The following is an 18074-nucleotide window of genomic DNA, read 5'->3' on the forward strand; positions in this document are numbered from 1 at the left end:
TGGCGTGGTGAATCGCGAGCCCGAGCGGTGACGAGCGATGCGACGGGCCGGAATGAAGAAGGCGAACGCGTTGCATGCGCAACGAAGTGCCGCGCGTGCCGGACCACGAGCGGCAGGCGGCACGGCGCGGGAACGAGAAGGAAGACGACGCGGGCGCCCGCGTCAGAGCGTGTCGTGCGGCTCGGCGAGCTGGAACAGGCAGTCGCCGCGCCGCGTCTGCGCCGGCACGCGGCGGCACACCACCTCGCCCGACGCGTCGAAGCGATGGACCACCGGCTCGCGCAGCGGCGTCTCGGGGAAATGGATGCGCGCCGCGGGCTGGCCGGCCTGCACGATCTCGCCGAGTTCGACGAGCGGCTCGTAGATGCCGTGCTCGTAGGCGAACACGAAATGCTGCGGCCCGCTCGCGCGCATGAAGCGCGTGACGGCGGGCGGGCCGTCCGGCACGAGCGGCCCCCGCACCACGCCGATGAAGCCGAGGAAATGCAGCAGCCCCTGCCAGCCGTGGCGCAGCAGCTTCGCGTCGGTCATGCCGGCGCCGCCCAGCTCGGTGAGGATCGAGATCGCGCCCTGGCGGCGCGCGGCGGCCGAGGCATAGGTGGGGTTCGGCGCGTGCAGGAACGCGCGCGGCATGCCGAACGCGCCGAGCAGCGCCTTCACGCGGACTTCCTCGTCGGCGTCGCGCGGATCGAGCGCGATCAGGTTGCCGCCGTCGTAGATCAGCGAGCTGCCGCCCGAATGCATGTCGACCAGGTAGTCGGCGCGCGCGAGCAGCGTGTGCTCGATGTAGTCGGCAATCATCTGCGTCGGCGTGCCGGCCGGATCGCCCGGGAACGTGCGGTTCAGGTTGCCGTCGTCGAGCGGCGAGGTGCGCAGCCCGGCCTCGGCGGCCGGGAAATTCGCCATCGGCAGCACGATCACCTGCCCGCGCACCGCCTCCGGCGTCAGCTCGCGCATCAGCCGCGAGGTCAGCACCTGCCCTTCGTATTCGTCGCCGTGATTGCCCGACATCACCAGCACGACCGGCCCCTCGCCGTTGCGAATCGAGGCGATCGGCACCGGCAGCCAGCCATAGGCGGAGCGATGCACCGAATGCGGCAGGCGCAGATAACCGGCCTGCTTGCCGTCGGCGTCGAGATCGATTTCACAGCGGATCGGGTTCGGAAGTCGGGGGGATACGTCGGTCATGATCAGGGTTGGCGGGCTCGGAAGCGATACCGGCAGCTTACCGGCATTCGCGAGAATCGGGGCGCCGCGCGGGTATCACGGCGCGCGGCGGGGGCGCGGCGGCACGGCCCGCGCTGCCGGAGCATGCCGGGCATGGCGTTTGCGCGTCAGATCCGGCGTCCGCGCGTGGGCATGGCGCGCGTTCCGGCCCCGACGCCCGCCACGCGCGCCCGGCCCGGCTGGACACGACGGCCGCCGGCCGGCGCGGATGCGCGCAGGCAAGCGGCACCGCGCGCCCGATCGAATAAACTTTTTGAAAGATGATGCGTCCGATCCGAAAACAACCATGAACGGCGCGCCTCGCGCACGACCTCCAACGCCTATGAAGCCCTTGCTCTCGCAACCGCAGGAAAAGCTCGTCAAGACCAACGTGAACTGGGCGCTCGACGCGTTCCGGCGCTTCTCGGCGGATCACTGCACGACGATGGCCGCCGCCATCGCGTTCTATTCGGCGTTCTCGCTCGCGCCGATGCTGGTGATGGTGATCGCCGTGGCGGGCTGGTTCTTCGGCGCCGACGCGGCGCGCGGCGAGGTGTTCAGCCAGGTCCACAACCTGATCGGCAACGATGCCGCGGCCGGCGTGCAGACCATCGTCGAGAACGCGCACCGCAAGGGCAGCGGCGGCGGCGTGGCGGCGGCCGTCTCGATCTTGCTGCTGGTGGTGGGCGCCTCGGCCACGTTCTCGTCGCTGAACACGGCGCTCGGCGTGGTCTGGCCGTCGGCCGAGAAGCGCTGGTCGTCGATGTTCGGGCTGGTGCGGGTGCGGCTGATCTCGTTCGGGCTGGTGCTCGGCGTGGCGTTCCTGCTGATCGTCTCGCTGATGCTCGACACGGCCATCACGTTCGTCGGCCGCTGGCTGTGGGGCAACACGCCGTTCGTGGTGATCGGCAACCTGCTGCAGTTCACGGCCGGCATCGCGATCCTGGCCGCCGCGTTCGCCGCGCTGCTGAAGTTCCTCCCCGACGCGCACGTGACGCGCCGCGACGCGCTCACGGGCGGGGTCGTCTCGGCCGTGCTGTTCTCGGGGGGCAAGAAGCTGTTCGCGCTGTACCTCGCGCACGCGGGCACCGCCAGCGCGTTCGGCGCCGCGGGCTCGCTGGCGGTCCTGCTGATGTGGCTGTACTTCTCGGCCGCCGTGCTGCTGCTCGGCGCCGAGTTCGCGGCCGCGCGCGGCGACGCCGAACACCAGCGCGCCCAAAACCGCGCGGCTAGTCCGCATAATCCCTGATACGCGGCGGCCTCCGCCGCGACCGGGCCATCCCTGCCCCGAACGGCACGCCCGGCACGCCGCGTGCCGTCCGCCGCCTCGCACGCCATCACGCGCGCGCCGCGCGCAAACGTTTGAAGCCGCGCGTTTTTGACGAAAAATCGCCGCCTTGCGACGCCATGCTGTCATGGCCATCAATTTCCACAACAATCCAAGCAACAAACTCGGAAATGTCAACAATTTCCGCAACAACCTTCTATCTAGTTGATATTCAAAGAAGTTTATCGCTGTGACGTTTTGGAGACACTTTATTTTTTCTCGGTTTCTTGCGTGTTCTGCGCTGCGCTATTCTCCATTCCGCAACAAATAAATAACGAATCACTTTGCGTGGAGAACTTTTCCTATGAAAAAAATCGCTCTGTCTGCCCTCTCCCTGGCCCTGCTCGGCGCAGCAGGTGCCGCTCACGCCCAATCGAGCGTGACGCTGTACGGCATCATCGACACGGCAATCACCTACGTCCACGGCAGCGGCGGCCAGGGTAACAACACCTGGGCCATGAACAGCGGCAACCTGCAGGGCAGCCGCTGGGGCCTGAAGGGCACGGAAGACCTGGGCGCTGGCCTGAAGGCGGTGTTCCAGTTGGAAAACGGCTTTGACTCCACCAACGGCAAGCTCGGCCAGGGCAGCAAGATGTTCGGCCGCCAGGCTTACGTCGGCCTGCAAAGCGATCACTACGGCACGCTGACGCTCGGCCGCCAGTACGACCCGCTGGTCGACATGGTCCAGGCCGTCACGGCCGACAACTACTTCGGCAGCGTGTTCGCCACGCCGGGCGACGTCGACAACAACGACAACAGCCTGCGCGTGAACAACGTGGTCAAGTACACCTCGCCGGTGTTCGCCGGCCTGCAGTTCGAAGGCATGTACGCGCTGGGCGGCGTCGCGGGCTCGAACGGTTCGGGTCAGACGTGGTCGGCCGCGTTGGCCTACAACAACGGGCCGATCGGCGTGGCGGGCGGCTACTTCTACGCATCGAACCTGTATGGCGCGTCGCGCGGCACGAACTGGGGCGGCACGTCGGACGCGATCTTCGACGGCCCGATCAACAGCGGCTACACCAACGCGAAGTCGATCGGCATCGGCCAGGTTGCCGGCCAGTACACGTTCGGCCCGTTCACGGCCGGCCTCGGCTACAGCAACTCGCAATACAAGCGCGACAGCTTCTCGTCGTTCTCGAAGACCGAGAAGTTCAACACCGGCCGTGCGTTCGCGACGTACCAGGCCACGCCGGCGATCCTGCTGGGCCTCGGCTACTCGTACACGAAGGCGAGCGGCGACACGGACGCGAAGTACCACCAGGTTTCGCTGGGTGGCGACTACTCGCTGTCCAAGCGCACCGACATCTACCTGGTCGGCGCTTACCAGCACGCGAGCGGCACGCAACGTCTGGCCGACGGCTCGACGCAGGCAGCCCAGGCATCGATCGGCTCGTATGGCATCGCCGGCACGAGCTCGCAGGAACTGGTCGCACTCGGCGTGCGCCACAAGTTCTAAAAAAAGCATCACCCGCGGCTCGCCGCGGTGCCTGCCGGCACCGCGCGACGGCCGCCCTGGAAAACCAGCCCGAGGCATGGCGCCGACGGCTGGTTTTTTTTCGCCCTGGCGCGCCGCGGGCCGGCCGTCATGCAGAGTGCCGTGTCGCTACGGATGCCGAAGCAGCACGCGGCGCCCGCCCACCCGACCGGACGACGAATAAAAAAATCCCCGCGCGCTTGCCGCACGCGGGGATCTTTTTGGGCTACCGTGACGGCCGGATCGCTCCGGGCGCCTCAGCAATTCCCTCAGGCTGCTGCGTCCTTCAGCTTCTTCAGCGCACGTGCCTTCACGCGCACGCTCGCGGGCTTCGCCGGGAACCAGCGCTCTTCACCCGTGAACGGATCCTTGCCGAAGCGCTTCTTCTTCGCCGCGACTGCCTGCGCCGAGATCTTCAGCAGACCCGGCAGCGTGAATTCGCCCGCACCCTTCTTGTGGATCGAGCCGAGGATCACGTTTTCCAGCGTCGCGAGCACGGCCTTGACCGTCTTCAGCTCGACTTCGGCGCGCTCGGCGATATGCGTTGCGAGCGATGCCTTGGTGAAGCTGTCCTTGATCGGCGTCGGAGCGGCCGGCACCTTCGCGGCAGCCTTCTTGGCCACTACTTTCTTCGCGGGCGCTGCTTTTTTGGCAGCCACTTTCTTGGCCGGTGCGGCAGCCTTATTGGCCACCTTTTTTGCGGAAGTCGCCATGTTTCTCCTACCAGGTGTGGTCGTTGGATGCGAAGCACACGTTGTGCATGCTTCAAGGCCGGATTCTACAAGCGGCGCGGCGCTTTGTGCTGCACTTTTGTGCGCGATACGCGGGTTTTCGGCAGGTTTTGTTGCTCGGCGCAGACTGTCGTGTGCGCCGGCACGGTGGTGAACGCGCCGGGCGAGGTCGGCGCAAGTCGAATTATGTGCGATCCGGTGGGCCGTCACCGCGTCGGCCGCGGTGTCGACGAGCCTTCCATCAAGGCTTCGATAGGCGCTTCCATGACGCCTTCGGCAAGCCATCCGGCACGGCGCCGCGCGTGCCGCGCGTCCACAAAAAAGCCCCGGCGCTGCGCCGGGGCGAAGGGAACAACCACCACATGGACGACATGAAACGGAACGTCGCGGCGCGCTTTGGGCGGGCCTGCCTCGGGCGACGTCAGGCGACGGCGGCCAGCACCGGCAGGCAGGTGCGCAGATAGGCCTCGAACTCGCGGCGCACTTCGGGATGCTCGAGCGCGAGCTCGACGGTCGCCTTCAGGTAGCCGAGCTTGCTGCCGCAGTCGAAGCGCGTCCCGTAATAGCGGTACGCGAGCACCTGTTCCTCGGTCAGCAGCGACTGCACGGCATCGGTCAGCTGCAGCTCGCCGCCGGCGCCGGGGCGAATCCGGCGCAGGTGGTCGAAGATGCTCGGCATCAGCACATAGCGGCCGACCACGCCGAGGTTCGACGGCGCGTTTTCCGGCGCCGGCTTCTCGACGATGCCCGACAGCTTGATCACGTCCTCTTCCCACTCGCGCCCCTCGACCACGCCATACGAACGGCTGTCCTCGCGCGCGATCGTTTCGACGCCGATCACCGAGCTGTGATAGTGATTGAACACGTCCACCAGCTGCTTGAGCACGGGCTGCTCGCCATGCAGCAGATCGTCGGCGAGGATCACCGCGAACGGCTCGCCATGCACCAGCTTCTCGGCGCACAGCACCGCGTGGCCGAGCCCGAGCGCCTCGGGCTGGCGCACGTAATAGCAGTCGACGTGGCTCGGCTTGATGCCGCGCACGAGCTCGAGCAGCTTGTCCTTGCCGCGCGCCTCGAGCTCCGCCTCGATCTCGTAGGACTTGTCGAAGTGATCCTCGATCGCGCGCTTGCTGCGCCCGGTCACGAAGATCATCTCGGTGATGCCGGCGTTGATCGCCTCCTCCACCGCGTACTGGATCAGCGGCTTGTCCACCACGGGCAGCATTTCCTTCGGGCTGGCCTTGGTCGCCGGCAGGAACCGCGTTCCCAGCCCGGCAACGGGAAACACGGCCTTCTTGACTTTGAGCATGATTACGTTCCGGTGAAAGTGATGGCCGCGCGCAGCGGGCGGCCTGCGCAAACCACGGAGCCGGCACGGCGCGCGCGGCCCGCGGCGCACGCGGCACGCCGGCCGCGATGCCTGTCCACGGTCACTCGAGTTCCTCGGCCAGCGCGTTGCCGTCATCGAAACCGAAACGGCTGATCGGTTCGTTTTTCAGCGCGTCGCGATAGGCTGACAACATGACCATCACGAGCAGCACGGCGCCGCTTGCAATCCAGTTGATGTCCATCCTGAACTCCTCGTCTGTTTCGACCCGAACCCAAACTATCAAAAAAAAATCGAGAAATAATTGGGCGCGTTTCACCAGCTGGGAAAGCCGCGATGCCGAAACGTCTTGTTGCAATTTCGGGCCGCGTTTTTTTTGTTCATCGTTCGATTTCTCACGTCCTAGGATGAGCGTGCGCGCGTTGCGTCCGGCGGCGAAATCGCCGGCGCGCGGCGCACTTCCCGCACTTACCAGGCAAGGACACCGACGCATGAATTCCCACAGCGGGCCGGCACTCGCGCGGCCGGCCGCACTCGACCACAAGGACGCCCTGATCGACGCGCTGCGCGGCTTCGCGGCGCTGCTGGTGGCGTATTTCCATTGCCGGCAGGTGGTCTGGATCGGCATGCAGGCGTTCCACCAGACGCACGGCCACGCGCTCGACGCGGGCGCGCTGGCCGCGTACCTGACGTTCCCGTTCGCGTGGGGCTCGGCCGGCGTGCCGGTCTTCTTCGTGATCAGCGGCTACTGCATCCATCGCGGCGCGGCGCTGAAGCTGGCCGCCGCGCCCGGCTATCGTCTCGATACGCTGAACTTCTGGGCGCGCCGTTTCGCGCGCATCTATCCGGTGCTGCTCGCCGCGCTGCTCGTCACGCTCGCGCTCGACCTGATCAGCCTGCAGATCACGCCGGTGAGCCACAAGATCCGCGAGATCGGCTGGATGGCGTTCGCGGTGAACCTGCTGTCGCTGCAGGGCATCGCCGGCAAGACCTACGGCTCGAACGGCGCGCTCTGGACGCTGTCGCTCGAGGTGCAGTTCTATGCCGTCTATCCGCTCTGGCTCGCGCTGCGCAAGCGGATCGGCCTCATGCCGGTGGTGCTGGCGGTGGCGCTCGTCAACGTGGCGTCGGCCTGGCTGTTCGAGCGGCACGACATCCAGGTCTTCACGTCGTACTGGCTGTCGTGGACGCTCGGCGCGCTGATCGCCGACCTGCGCGTGCGGCGCGCGGCCGGCCCGGCGCCGTCGCGCGGCTGGTATCTGGCCGGCGCGGCCGGCATCGCGCTCGGCTGCGTGGCGTTCCGCGTCGGCCAGTACGGCGCGTTCCAGCTCTGGTCGATCGGCTTCGCCTGCTGCCTGCATGCCGCCATCGCGCGGCCGGCGCCGTCCGGCGCGATCGTGCGGCTGTTCGCGTGGCTCGGCGATTTCAGCTATTCGCTGTACCTGATCCACCTGCCGCTGTTCGTCTGCTTCGCCTCGCTGCTGTACCGCTCGCAGTTGCAGGCGTCGATCTGGCCGTCGTTCGCGTTCATGGCGGTCGCGATTCCGCTGGCCTGGCTGTTTTACCTGGCCGTCGAGCGGCCCGCGATGCGCTGGTCGGCGAGTCTGAAGCCGTCGGGCGGCAAGCCGCGGCCGGCCGCGCCGACGCTGGCGGCGTGAGGGGCTGGACGATGGCGCGGATGCAGCCCGGTGGTGCGGATGCGCCGCGCCGGCGGTACGGCGAGGATCGATCGCCGCGGCGCGCCTGCCCGCCCGTGCCCACGGCCGCGCACGCAGCGCGCCTGCGCGGCCGGTCATGCCGGCGACATCCTGGTGACGGCGGCGGCGGCCCGGGAATACGTGGAAGTGTCGGTGACCGGCGTCGGCGGCCTGCTGAAAACGCCGTGGCAAGGCTCGATGGATGCCGCTGACGGGCGAGCATGATCGCCTGATTCACGCGCCGACGCCGCACGCGGAGCATCGTCGCCCGAAGATGTCGAGAAGACGCCGCTCCAGCCGCTTGCGGAAGCGGCTTCAAGGATGGATGGCGCGCGCCGCGCCCGCGCCGGAGATCGGAGATCGGAGAACGCGTGGGCGGCGTGACGCGCGATCCCGCGCCGCCACGCCCTTCCCGGTCACGACATCAGCGCTTGTCGCGCGCGACTTCCACCAGAATCCGCTCGACGGCCTCGACATAGGTGTGCGTGCCGAAGCGCCGCGTGGCCGTCTCGAAGCCGTTCGCGACGAGCCGTTCGCAGCGCGCCGGATCGCGGCGCAGCGCGGCGAGTGCCGCGCTCAGCGACGGCACGTCGCCGGGCTCGCAGAGCAGCCCGTTCACGCCGTCGTCGATGATCTCGACCACCCCGCCCGCCCGCGCGGCCACCACCGGCCGCTTCGCGAGCATGCCCTCCACGATCACGCGGCCGAACGGCTCGGGCGTGATCGAGGTGTGCGCGACCACGTCCACCGCCTTCATCCACGACGCGATATCGCGCTGGAAACCCGCGAAGAACACCCGGTCGCCGAGCCCGCGCCGCGCGACGAGATCCTGCAGCTCGGCCGCGTACTCGTCCTCGCCGAACAGCGGCGCGCCGACCAGCACCACGTGCAGATCCGGATCGCGCATGGCGGCCTCGAGCAGCAGGTGCTGGCCCTTCCAGCGCGCGAGGCGGCTGAACGAACCGACCAGCCAGGCCTGCCCGGGCAACCCGAGGCGCGCGCGCAGCGCGGCGCGCGGCACGGCCTCGAGCGCGACGAACGGCGCCGCGTCGATGCCGTTGAAGATCACGTCGACCGACTCCTGCGCGCCGCCCGTCAGCGCCAGATAGGCCTGCGCGGACGCGTTCGAATTGGCGATCACGCGCGTCACGCCGAGCTTCGCGCAGCGCCGGATCGCGAACAGCTGCTTCGCGCCGAAATGCGCGTCGCTGACGATGTCGCGCAGATGCCAGACCACCGGCTTGCGCGCGATGCGCCCGGCGATCGCGCCCACCACCATCGCACGCTGCGTGTTCGCGTAGATCACGTCGACGTCGCGCGCGCGCCGCACCACCTCGCGCACCAGCGAGAACAGCCCGCCCGCCGCCCGCAGCGAAACGCCGCCCTGCTTGCGCACGCCGTCGAGGCCGCGCGAGCGCAGCACCGTCACGTCCACGCCCGCCTCGGCGAGCGCCGCGTGGAACGGGCCGTCGTCGAACAGCAGCACGTTGGCGTTGCCATGCCAGTGCGTGACGAATTCGAGCAGCGACAGCTCGGCACCGCCGAGCACGCCGCTCTGGTCCAGCACCAGCGCGCGCACGCGCGACGCCGCCACGGTGCCGGCGTCGCGCGCGCCGGCCCGGGCGCGCGCCTGCGCGTCGGGCAGCAGGCTTTCGATCTGCTCCACCAGCCGGCGCCGGAAATGCTGGGCCGCGAAGCGTTCCGCGTTGGCGCGGCAGGCCTCGGGCGTGAAGCGCCCGGGCGCCTGCTCGAATGCATCGACGGCCGCCACGATCGCCGGCACGCTCTGCTCGTCGAAGAACAGGCCGGTGGGCGCCGTGTCGGCGCTGCCGTCGCGCACGGTCTCGAGCGCGCCGCCCTTGCCGAACGCGATCACCGGCGTGCCGCAGGCCTGCGCCTCGACGACCGAGATGCCGAAATCCTCCTCGGCCGCGAACACGAACGCCCGCGCGCGGCGCATGTGGTCCTGCAGCACCTTGAACGGCTGGTAGCCGAGGATCTCGACGTTCGGGCCGGCCTTGGCGCGCACCTTGTCCATGTCGGGGCCGTCGCCGATCACCACCAGCCGCCGCCCCGGCATGCGCGCGAAGGCCTCGACGATCAGGTCGATCTTTTTATACGGCACCATCCGCGAGGCGGTGACGTAGAAGTCCTCCTTGTCGGTGGCGAGCGAGAACGCGTCGACGTCAACCGGCGGGAACACCACCGCCGCGTCGCGCTGGTAGACCTTGCGGATGCGCCGCGCGATGAACGCCGAATTGGCGATGAAGCCGTCCACCGAATTGGACGTGCGGCTGTCCCAGTTGCGGATGTAATGCAGGATCAGCCGCGCCGCATAGGATTTCACGCCGCGCGTGAGCTGCGACTGTTCGAGGTACTGGTGCTGCAGGTCCCACGCGTAGCGGATCGGCGAATGCACGTAGCTGACGTGGATCTGGTCCGGCCCGGTCAGCACGCCCTTGGCCACCGCGTGGCTGCTGGAGATCACGAGGTCGTAGGCCGACACGTCGAGCTGCTCGATCGCGAGCGGCATCAGCGGCAGGTAGGCGCGGTACTTCCTGCGCGCGAACGGCAGCTTCTGGATGAACGAGGTGGTGACCGGGCGGTCATGCAGGAAGCTGCGATCGTCGAGGAAATCGACGAGGCTGAACAGGTCCGCGTCGGGAAAGCACGCGATGATCTGTTCGAGCACGCGCTCGGCGCCCGCATAGGTGACGAGCCAGTCGTGGACGATCGCCACGCGCAGCGGCTTGCCCGACGGCTTGCCGGCCGCGCGCGCGGCGCCGGCTGTCTGGATCTGCCGTGCAAGCGACGGCACGGAGCGTTCTACGAGTTCGCCTTTCATACGCTTTTCCCGGGAATCAGGCGCCCCAGCACGCCGCGCGCGAGCGCGCGCAGGCCGGGCGTCATCATGAAGGACCACGCGATGTTGAGCGCGGCGACGAGTGCGCAAAGCGCGGCGGCCTGCACCAGCGTCGGCATCGTCCAGGCCAGCGCGAGGCTGGCGAACAGGAAGGCCAGGTGCGCGGCCATGTCGACCACGATCGGCCGGCGCTTGACCGACGCCAGCACCAGCAGCACGCCGTAGTCGACCAGCGCGCGCGCCACCACCACCACCGCCGCGCCGATCAGGCCGAAATGCGTGATGCCGAACCAGAGCCCGCCGACGAAGAACGGCAGCTCGACGAGCCCGGCCAGCGCGGCGCGGGCCGGATTGACCTGCGACTGGATCAAAATCCGCATCACGCCGGCCTGCCCCACCAGCCAGATGCCGATCACGAGCACGCGGCCGACCGGCGAGGACTGGGTGGCGAGATCGTGGCCGACCCAGAGTTCGAGGAACGGCTGCAGCGCGAAGATCGCGACGATCGCCACCGGCGTGAACACGCCGTTGAGGAATTCGAGCGACTGCCGCACGAGGTTGTCGGCATGGTCGCGATCGACGGCCGACAGCCGCGGGAACAGCGTGCGCACCACCGCGTTGGGCAGCATGTTGAGCCGCGTGACGAGGTTCTGCGGCACCGTGTAGTAGGTCACGTAGCGCGCGCCCAGATGCGCGCCGAGGATCACGCGGTCGAGCGAGTCGGCCACCATGCTCGCGGTGCTGGCGATCAGCATCCAGCCGCCGAACGTGAACAGCTCCCTGGCGGTGCGCCAGCGCGGCGGCGCGACGTGCCGGATGTTCAGCACGCGCAGACTCGCGCGGCCGAGCAGGATCGCCGCGATCAGCCGCGCCAGCACCGCGGCGGCCAGCACCGTCGGCAGCGTCGGCGCGATCAGCCAGGCCGCGAACAGCGGCAGCAGCTGGAACAGGAAAGTGCCGAAGGTCTGGTTCGCGTTGTAGATGCCGAAGCGCTCGGCGCCGTTGATCGCGCCCGAGAACACCCAGGACACGTTCGCGATCGGGATCGCGCAGGCGAGCCACGGCAGCGCGTGATAGACCTCGTGCTGCAGCTCGGCCGAGACCCGGGTGAAGTACGAGGTGTAGATGAACGCGCCGAAATAGATCAGCAGGCCGCCCGCGATGCCGGTGGCGAGATTGAGCCAGCAGGCGCTCCAGAACACGCGCTCGCACTGTTCCGGGTCGCCGCTCGCGAGCGCCTTCGAGATCTGGTTCTGCGCGGCCATGCTCATGCCGAGATCGAGGATGCCGAAATAGCCGATCAGCGTCCAGACCAGGCTCACCACGCCGTAGCGGTCGACGCCGAGCGCATGGATATAGGCCGGCACCGTCACGAGCGAGACGAAGGTCGGCAGGATCAGCCCGATGAAATTCACCGCGACGTTCTTCAGGATGCGTTTATCCACGGCGCCGCCTTGCGCCGTGCCGCGCGTTCACCACCGTCATCTTGATCGTCATTGCTTCGTCGCCTCCGTTGCTCGCGGCGTCCACCGGTACATCATCACCTTGCCCCGCGCGTCTTCCTCCACGAAGATCAGGTACTCGCCGTTGTCGCGGCGATGCGCGCTGATGCCGAACGGCACGTCCACCCAGCCCGAGGCATGTCCGACCTCGGCGCCCGGCTTGATCACGCCGAGCTCGCGGCCGTTCTCCTTGTCGTAGACGTGGACGATGCCGGCCGGCTCGACGCCGAACAGGTACCGCCCCTCGACGGTGATGCCGATCAGGTCGAAGATCGGCTTGGCATCGAGCTGCCACGGCAGCGCGAGCTTGTAGCGCTGCACCGGCGAGCCGCTCGACCACTTGTCGTAGCGCACCAGCACCGGGCCGACCTCCTTGTTGATGCCGCCCTTCGGCGGCATGTCGGCCGTGTAGCCCGTCACGTAGAGCGTGTCGGTGTCCGGCTCGTAGATCGCGCGGCGCAGCTCGGTGAACGGCGCCGGCGTCGGATAGTCGGTCAGCTTGTCGAACGAGTAGACCGGGTTGCCGGCCTTGTCGAGGCCGCCGTAGCGGAAGCGGTGGATGCCGCGCGTCTCGCTGGTGCGCCAGATGTCGCCGCGGGTGTCGACCCACCAGCCCCAGCCGCCCGCCGCCTTCGGCTTGCCGGTCGTGTTCAGCGAGAACTCGCCGTCCTCGAAGCGGCCGTTGCCGTTCTGGTCGCGCCAGATCCAGTCGCCGCCCGACGGCCGGTTCGGCACCCGGTCCACCGGCCGCGCGCGCCCGGCGATCAGGCCCGACGGGATCGCGGTCTCGCCGTCGCGCTTCGGATCGAAGCGGTAGATCTTCAGGTGATCCGCGTACATGTCGGTCAGGTACAGGAACGTGTGGCCGTCGAGCCGGCGCGCGGTCGGCATGCCGGGCCACTGGTCGGTGGTGAACACGGGGTCCTGCGGATACTTGAAGCGGTTCGTCAGGAAGCCCGCGTAGCGCCACTCGCGGCCCGCGGGCTTCGAGAAGTCGAGCTCGAAGCGCTTGTTGCCGGTGTAGACGCTGTCCGGCCGGGCCGGATCGATCCAGGCGCCGTCCACGAACAGCAGGCCGTCCACCTGCCAGCGCAGCTTGCCGTCCGGCGCATAGCTCGCGAGCGTCGCGCCGAGCCCGGCGCCAATCGACCCCTGCTTCACGCCGATGCCGTTCATCGCCACGTAGATGTTGCCGTCGCGATCGGCGCCCACGCCGGTCAGGCCGTTGAAGCGCTGCGGCCCGGGGCGGCCCGCGACGCCGGCGAAGATGCCGCCGCGCTCGCCGAGCGTGCCGCCCGGCGCGTAGCCCCTGTCCGACCTCGCGTAGATCAGGATCTGCTGGCGCGGGCCGTTGTCGGCGATCAGCAGGCGGCCCTTCGGATCGACCGCCACGTCCACCGCGTCGGTGCCGGCCGGCAGCGCCGGCGCGTCGTCGATCGCGCGGCCGTCGGATTGCAGGTGCGCCAGCTTCGCGGGGCCGTTCACCGAATCGGTCAGCAGCCACAGCGTGCCGTCGGCGGCGAGCGCGATGCGGCCCGGCTCGTGCGCCGTGAACGAAGCGACCTTGTCCATCGACTCGGCGTCGTAGACATCGACGCTGTCATGCTGCGGATCGGTGGCGTAGAGGCGCTTGTTCGAGGCGGCGAGGCCGGCGATCTCGGCATGCGTGTCGACGGGCACGTCGTTGATCTTCAGGAAGCTCGCGGCGAGCTTGCCGCGCGCGTCGCTGGCAGCCGCCGCGCGAAACGGCGCGGGCCGCTTCAGGTCGCCGATCGCGCGCCGCGAGATACCGTACCACTGGCGGCCCTTCTCCGGCCAGATGCCGGGGTTCACGAGCCGGCCCTTCTCGTTACCGACGCCGATCGCGACATACGCGTAGCGGTCGTTGACGGCGATCGCGTTGCCGCCGGCATCGCCCCAGCCGTGCGTGCCGCCCGCGAAGCCGAGCATCCGGCCGTTCTGGTAGACGCTCGCCTCGGCGCCGCTCTCGTCCCAGGGCGCATTCGTATAGACCTTGCCTTCGGGCGTGACGGCGATCGCGCGGATGTCGATCTGGGTCCAGCTGCCGTCGCCGTAGCCGTAGGTGTTGCCGATCCAGGAATTGGTGGCGTCCAGCGTGGTCGCGCCCCGGGCGTGCAGCGGCAGGCAAGCGGCGAGGATCAGGGCGATCAGGGCAATCAGGGCGATCGGGGGGGAACGTCGCAATGGGGCTCTCCGGAGTGGACGGATGGGCAAAACGGTCCGTGTCCGTGCCGGCCGGCGGCCCTTGCGTGTGTTCGCAGCAATCGCGTTCGCATCGGGCCGCGCCACGACGCACGGGCCGACGCAGGTTACAAGCGAAAATAATCACAAGAAATTGCGAATAATTCCCCGCAACGCATCAACTCCGCACGCACCGGCATTCGGGATCCGTTTTGCGAACAATTCGGCAAATTCGGCGTTTCCAGCCAGCAAATTCCCGTAACTTGTACCGGCAATCGTGCGATGATCGCTCCCTCGAAAACGATTGCGCCGCCCCCGCCCCGACACCGCGCGCCAACCCACATCGCTATTTTTTGCCGATTTCTTTTCCCTAGAATCCAGACAGAATCGTTGCGCCGATCGGGCGATTGTCCGAACCGGTGAAACGATTCGAATGCCGTCCGGGCGCTCCGCGGGTTTTCGCATGATCGACGTGATGTGATCGCCCGCGCGTCGTTCGGCATTCGTCATGCGCAGGGCCTCGACCCGCGTCACTCACGAACCAGGCACGCGTGCCTCTTCCCAGGGCTGAACGGACACGATGACGACCGACACACTTCCTCCGCCGATTCCGCACGCAGGCCGCATCGTCCAGCTCGACGGCCTGCGCGCGATCGCCGTGATGGCCGTGTTCCTGCAGCACGCCGTGAAGGCACCGCTGTGGATGGGCGTGGATCTGTTCTTCGTGCTGAGCGGGCTGCTGATCACCGGCATCCTGCTCGACCGCAAGGAGCGCGGCCTGCCGCTGTTCCGCCATTTCTACGTGCGGCGCGCGCGGCGCATCCTGCCGTCGTATGCGCTGCTGCTGGTGGTCTCCACGCTGCTGTTCGGCGCGGGCTGGCTCGCGCACTGGCCGTGGTACGCGTTCTTCTCGACCAACATCGGGCTGTCGCTGGGCAGCATCGGCCACGAGAGCCTGAACGTGCTGTGGTCGCTCGCGGTGGAGGAGCAGTTCTACATCTTCTGGCCTTTCGTGGTGCTGTTCTGCCCCGCGCGCTGGCTCGCGTGGGTGGCCGCCGCGCTGGTGGTGGCGGCCCCCGTGCTGCGCGCGATCGCGACGCCGTGGTTCGATTCGTTCTGGCCGATCTACTACCTCACGCCGTTCCGCATGGACCTGCTCGCGGCCGGCGCGCTGCTCGCCGTGGTGCTGCGCCGCGACCGCCGCGTGCTCGAACCGTACACCGGCGTGGCGGTGGCCGCCGCCTGCATCGCGCTCGCGCTGCTGGCCTGGCTGCACCTGTCGAATCCGCGCTTTCGCGCCGCCAACACGCCGCTGTCGAACGCCGCGCTCTACAGCATCTCGCTCGTGCTCTGCACCTCGATCGTGGTGATCGCGCTGCGCGGGCGCGGCCTGGTGCAGCGCGTGCTGACGCATCCGGTGCTGGTCTACGTCGGCACCATCAGCTACACGATCTACCTCGTCCACCTGAGCGTGCTGTACGCGCTCTGGTCGTGGCATCTGAGCCGCTACGAGAGCGCCGCGCTCGCGCTCGTCATCACGCTCGCCTACGCGACGCTCACCTGGTTCGGCTTCGAACGGCGCCTCACGCGCTCCGCGCCCGTGCCGGCGCGGCAGGCCGCGCTCCGGCCCTCCACACGCTCCATCAGGAACCCGCTATGAATTCTGCACGCAAGGCGATCATCACCGGCATCTCCGGGCAGGACGGCGCCTATCTGGCCAAGCTGCTGCTCGACGGCGGCTATCAGGTCACCGGCACCTACCGGCGCACCAGCTCGGTCAATTTCTGGCGCATCGCCGAGCTCGGCGTGGCCGAGCATCCGAACCTGACGCTGGTCGAACACGACCTGACCGATGCCGGTTCGAGCCTGCGGCTGATCGAGCGCGTTCAGCCCGACGAGCTGTACAATCTGGCCGCGCAGAGCTTCGTCGGCGTCTCGTTCGACCAGCCGATGACGACCGCCAGCGTGACCGGGCTCGGCACGCTGAACCTGCTCGAGGCGATCCGCGCCGTGAGCCCGCGCACGCGCTTCTACCAGGCCTCGACCTCGGAGATGTTCGGCAAGGTGCAGGCCATTCCGCAGATCGAATCGACCCCGTTCTATCCGCGCAGCCCCTACGGCGTCGCGAAGCTGTTCGCGCACTGGATGACGGTCAACTATCGCGAGTCCTATGGCATCTTCGCAGCCAGCGGTATCCTGTTCAACCACGAATCGCCGCTGCGCGGCCGCGAGTTCGTCACGCGCAAGATCACCGATACGGTCGCGAAGATCAAGCTCGGCAAGGCCACCAAACTCGAACTCGGCAACCTCGACGCGAAACGCGACTGGGGCTTCGCGCTCGAATACGTCGACGGCATGCGGCGCATGCTGCAGGTGGACGAGCCCGACACCTTCGTGCTCGCCACCAACCGCACCGAGACGGTCCGCGATTTCGCGCAGATGGCGTTCGCCGCGGCCGGCTACCAGCTCGAATGGAGCGGCAAGGAGGAACGCGAGCGCGGCATCGACACGGCCACCGGCCGCGTCCTGGTGGAGGTGAACCCGCGCTTCTACCGGCCGGCCGAGGTCGATCTGCTGATCGGCTGCGCCGACAAGGCAAGGGAAAAACTGGACTGGCAGCCCCGCACGACGCTCGAGCAGCTCTGCCAGATGATGGTCGAAGCCGATCTCACGCGAAACCTTCATCATGAAACCTTCTGATTCGAACCCGAACCGCCGCGCGCTCGTCACCGGCCTGGCCGGCTTCACGGGCCGCTACGTCGCGACGAGCCTCGAGGCGGCCGGCTACGAAGTGTGGGGAACCGTGGCACCCGGCACCGCGGCGCGGCGCCGTTCGCTGGTGGCCCGCCACCAGATGCTCGAGGCCGATCTGCTCGACCTCGACTCGCTTCGCGCCGCGGTCGAGCAGTCGAGCCCGGACGTGGTGGTGCACCTGGCCGCCTGCGCGCACGTGGCGAACAACGATCCGCGCGACCTCTATCTCGTCAACGTGGTCGGCACGCGCAACCTGCTGACGGCGCTCGTCGACGCCGGCGCGAAGCCGGACTGCGTGCTGCTGGCGAGCAGCGCGAACGTCTACGGCAACGCCAGCGTCGAATCGCTCGACGAACTGGTGCCGCCGCAGCCGGCCAACGACTACGCGGTCAGCAAGCTCGCCATGGAGCACGCGGCGCGCCAATGGTCGGACAAGCTGCCGATCGTGATCGCGCGGCCGTTCAACTACACCGGCGTCGGCCAGCTCGACACCTACCTGCTGCCGAAGCTCGTCTCGCACTACGCGAACCACGAGCCGCGCATCCTGCTCGGCAATCTCGACGTGAGCCGCGACTTCTCCGACGTGCGCGACATCGCCGAGGCCTATACGCGCCTCGTGGACGCGGCGCCGGCCGGCGAGACGTTCAACGTCTGCTCGGAGCACGCGTATTCGCTGAAGGAAGTGATCGTGATGCTGTCGCGCATCGTCGGCTACGTGATCGACGTGACCGTCGATCCGCGCTTCGTGCGCGGCAACGAGGTGAAGAAGCTGGTGGGCTCGCGCGAGAAGCTGCGCGCGCGCTTCGGCGACCTGCCCGTCACGCCGCTCGACGACACGCTGCGCTGGATGGTGGAGGCAATGAAGGCGCGCCTCTCGTCGGGCGAGAGCGGCACCTATCCGGCCGCTTCGCAATACCTGGCGGCGAACTGAACGGGGCGCGCCGCGCGCCGATGCCGGGCGGCGGCGCCGTGGCCCCACGTCAGGCGCGAA

General features: G+C 68.3%; 15 protein-coding genes. 7 read left to right on the forward strand and 8 right to left on the reverse strand.

Translation table 11 applies throughout. The features are described from left to right. Positions 1-162: 162 nt before the first annotated feature. On the reverse strand, positions 163-1188 hold the full coding sequence (locus tag bpln_RS27020) for a succinylglutamate desuccinylase/aspartoacylase family protein (protein WP_042628218.1): 1026 nt from the start codon (positions 1186-1188) through the stop codon (positions 163-165). Between the two features lie 361 nt (positions 1189-1549). Between bpln_RS27020 and bpln_RS27025 the strand changes: the two genes are divergently transcribed. Together bpln_RS27025 and bpln_RS27030 are read left to right on the forward strand one after the other, a co-directional pair. Beyond that, a complete protein-coding gene (locus bpln_RS27025; protein ID WP_042628219.1) occupies positions 1550-2455 on the forward strand; it encodes a YihY/virulence factor BrkB family protein in 906 nt (301 codons plus the stop codon). Between the two features lie 382 nt (positions 2456-2837). Continuing rightward, a complete protein-coding gene (locus bpln_RS27030) occupies positions 2838-3989 on the forward strand; it encodes a porin (RefSeq protein WP_042628220.1) in 1152 nt (383 codons plus the stop codon). A 287-nt stretch (positions 3990-4276) separates the two neighbouring features. On the opposite strand, the gene bpln_RS27035 is transcribed toward bpln_RS27030, so the two are convergent. From bpln_RS27035 to bpln_RS36205, 3 genes are all read right to left on the reverse strand, one after another. Next, complete coding sequence (locus bpln_RS27035; RefSeq protein ID WP_042628221.1) at positions 4277-4720, reverse strand: HU family DNA-binding protein; 444 nt, start codon at positions 4718-4720, stop codon at positions 4277-4279. 439 nt (positions 4721-5159) lie between these two features. After that, a complete protein-coding gene (gene galU / locus bpln_RS27040) occupies positions 5160-6047 on the reverse strand; it encodes a UTP--glucose-1-phosphate uridylyltransferase GalU (protein WP_042628222.1) in 888 nt (295 codons plus the stop codon). Positions 6048-6168: 121 nt separating this feature from the next. Continuing rightward, positions 6169-6558 carry a hypothetical protein gene (locus tag bpln_RS36205; protein WP_148654193.1) on the reverse strand — a complete coding sequence of 130 codons (390 nt, stop codon included), beginning with the start codon at positions 6556-6558 and terminating at the stop codon, positions 6169-6171. On the opposite strand from bpln_RS36205, the gene bpln_RS27045 reads away from it, so the two are divergent. Continuing rightward, positions 6557-7723, forward strand: coding sequence for an acyltransferase family protein (locus bpln_RS27045; protein ID WP_055140543.1), 1167 nt, complete (start codon positions 6557-6559; stop codon positions 7721-7723). The two genes, bpln_RS36205 and bpln_RS27045, sit on opposite strands and share 2 nt — an antisense overlap. 30 nt (positions 7724-7753) lie before the next feature. Further along, positions 7754-7987 carry a hypothetical protein gene (locus bpln_RS36210; RefSeq protein WP_148654194.1) on the forward strand — a complete coding sequence of 78 codons (234 nt, stop codon included), beginning with the start codon at positions 7754-7756 and terminating at the stop codon, positions 7985-7987. Between the two features lie 199 nt (positions 7988-8186). Here bpln_RS36210 and bpln_RS27050 read toward each other — a convergent pair whose 3' ends face one another. The 4 genes from bpln_RS27050 to bpln_RS36215 all read right to left on the reverse strand — a co-directional run bounded on the left by bpln_RS27050 (position 8187) and on the right by bpln_RS36215 (position 14839). Continuing rightward, a complete protein-coding gene (locus tag bpln_RS27050; RefSeq protein WP_055140544.1) occupies positions 8187-10607 on the reverse strand; it encodes a glycosyltransferase family 4 protein in 2421 nt (806 codons plus the stop codon). Continuing rightward, positions 10604-12070: a flippase gene (locus tag bpln_RS27055; RefSeq protein WP_055140545.1), complete on the reverse strand. Its 1467-nt coding sequence runs from the start codon at positions 12068-12070 to the stop codon at positions 10604-10606. Before bpln_RS27055 ends, bpln_RS27050 begins: the two co-directional genes overlap by 4 nt. Positions 12071-12118: 48 nt before the next feature. After that, entirely contained in the window at positions 12119-14290 is a 2172-nt protein-coding gene (locus bpln_RS27060; protein WP_404991056.1) for an NHL repeat-containing protein, read from the reverse strand. A 183-nt stretch (positions 14291-14473) separates the two neighbouring features. After that, the gene (locus tag bpln_RS36215) at positions 14474-14839 is read right to left on the reverse strand and encodes a hypothetical protein (protein WP_123863791.1); all 366 of its coding nucleotides are present in this window, start codon (positions 14837-14839) and stop codon (positions 14474-14476) included. A gap of 70 nt (positions 14840-14909) precedes the next feature. Here bpln_RS36215 and bpln_RS27065 point away from each other — a divergent pair, with 70 nt between their 5' ends. From bpln_RS27065 to bpln_RS27075, 3 genes are read left to right on the forward strand one after another with little or no spacing between them, the layout of a single operon-like run. Next, positions 14910-15989: an acyltransferase family protein gene (locus bpln_RS27065; protein WP_055140546.1), complete on the forward strand. Its 1080-nt coding sequence runs from the start codon at positions 14910-14912 to the stop codon at positions 15987-15989. Beyond that, positions 15986-17029, forward strand: a complete 1044-nt coding sequence (gmd, locus tag bpln_RS27070) for a GDP-mannose 4,6-dehydratase (protein WP_042628228.1) — start codon at positions 15986-15988, stop codon at positions 17027-17029. The genes bpln_RS27065 and gmd overlap by 4 nt, the downstream gene beginning before the upstream one ends. After that, entirely contained in the window at positions 17016-18014 is a 999-nt protein-coding gene (locus tag bpln_RS27075; RefSeq protein WP_042628229.1) for an NAD-dependent epimerase/dehydratase family protein, read from the forward strand. Before gmd ends, bpln_RS27075 begins: the two co-directional genes overlap by 14 nt. Positions 18015-18074: the final 60 nt, after the last annotated feature.

The organism is Burkholderia plantarii (genome assembly GCF_001411805.1).
Lineage (GTDB): Bacteria > Pseudomonadota > Gammaproteobacteria > Burkholderiales > Burkholderiaceae > Burkholderia > Burkholderia plantarii.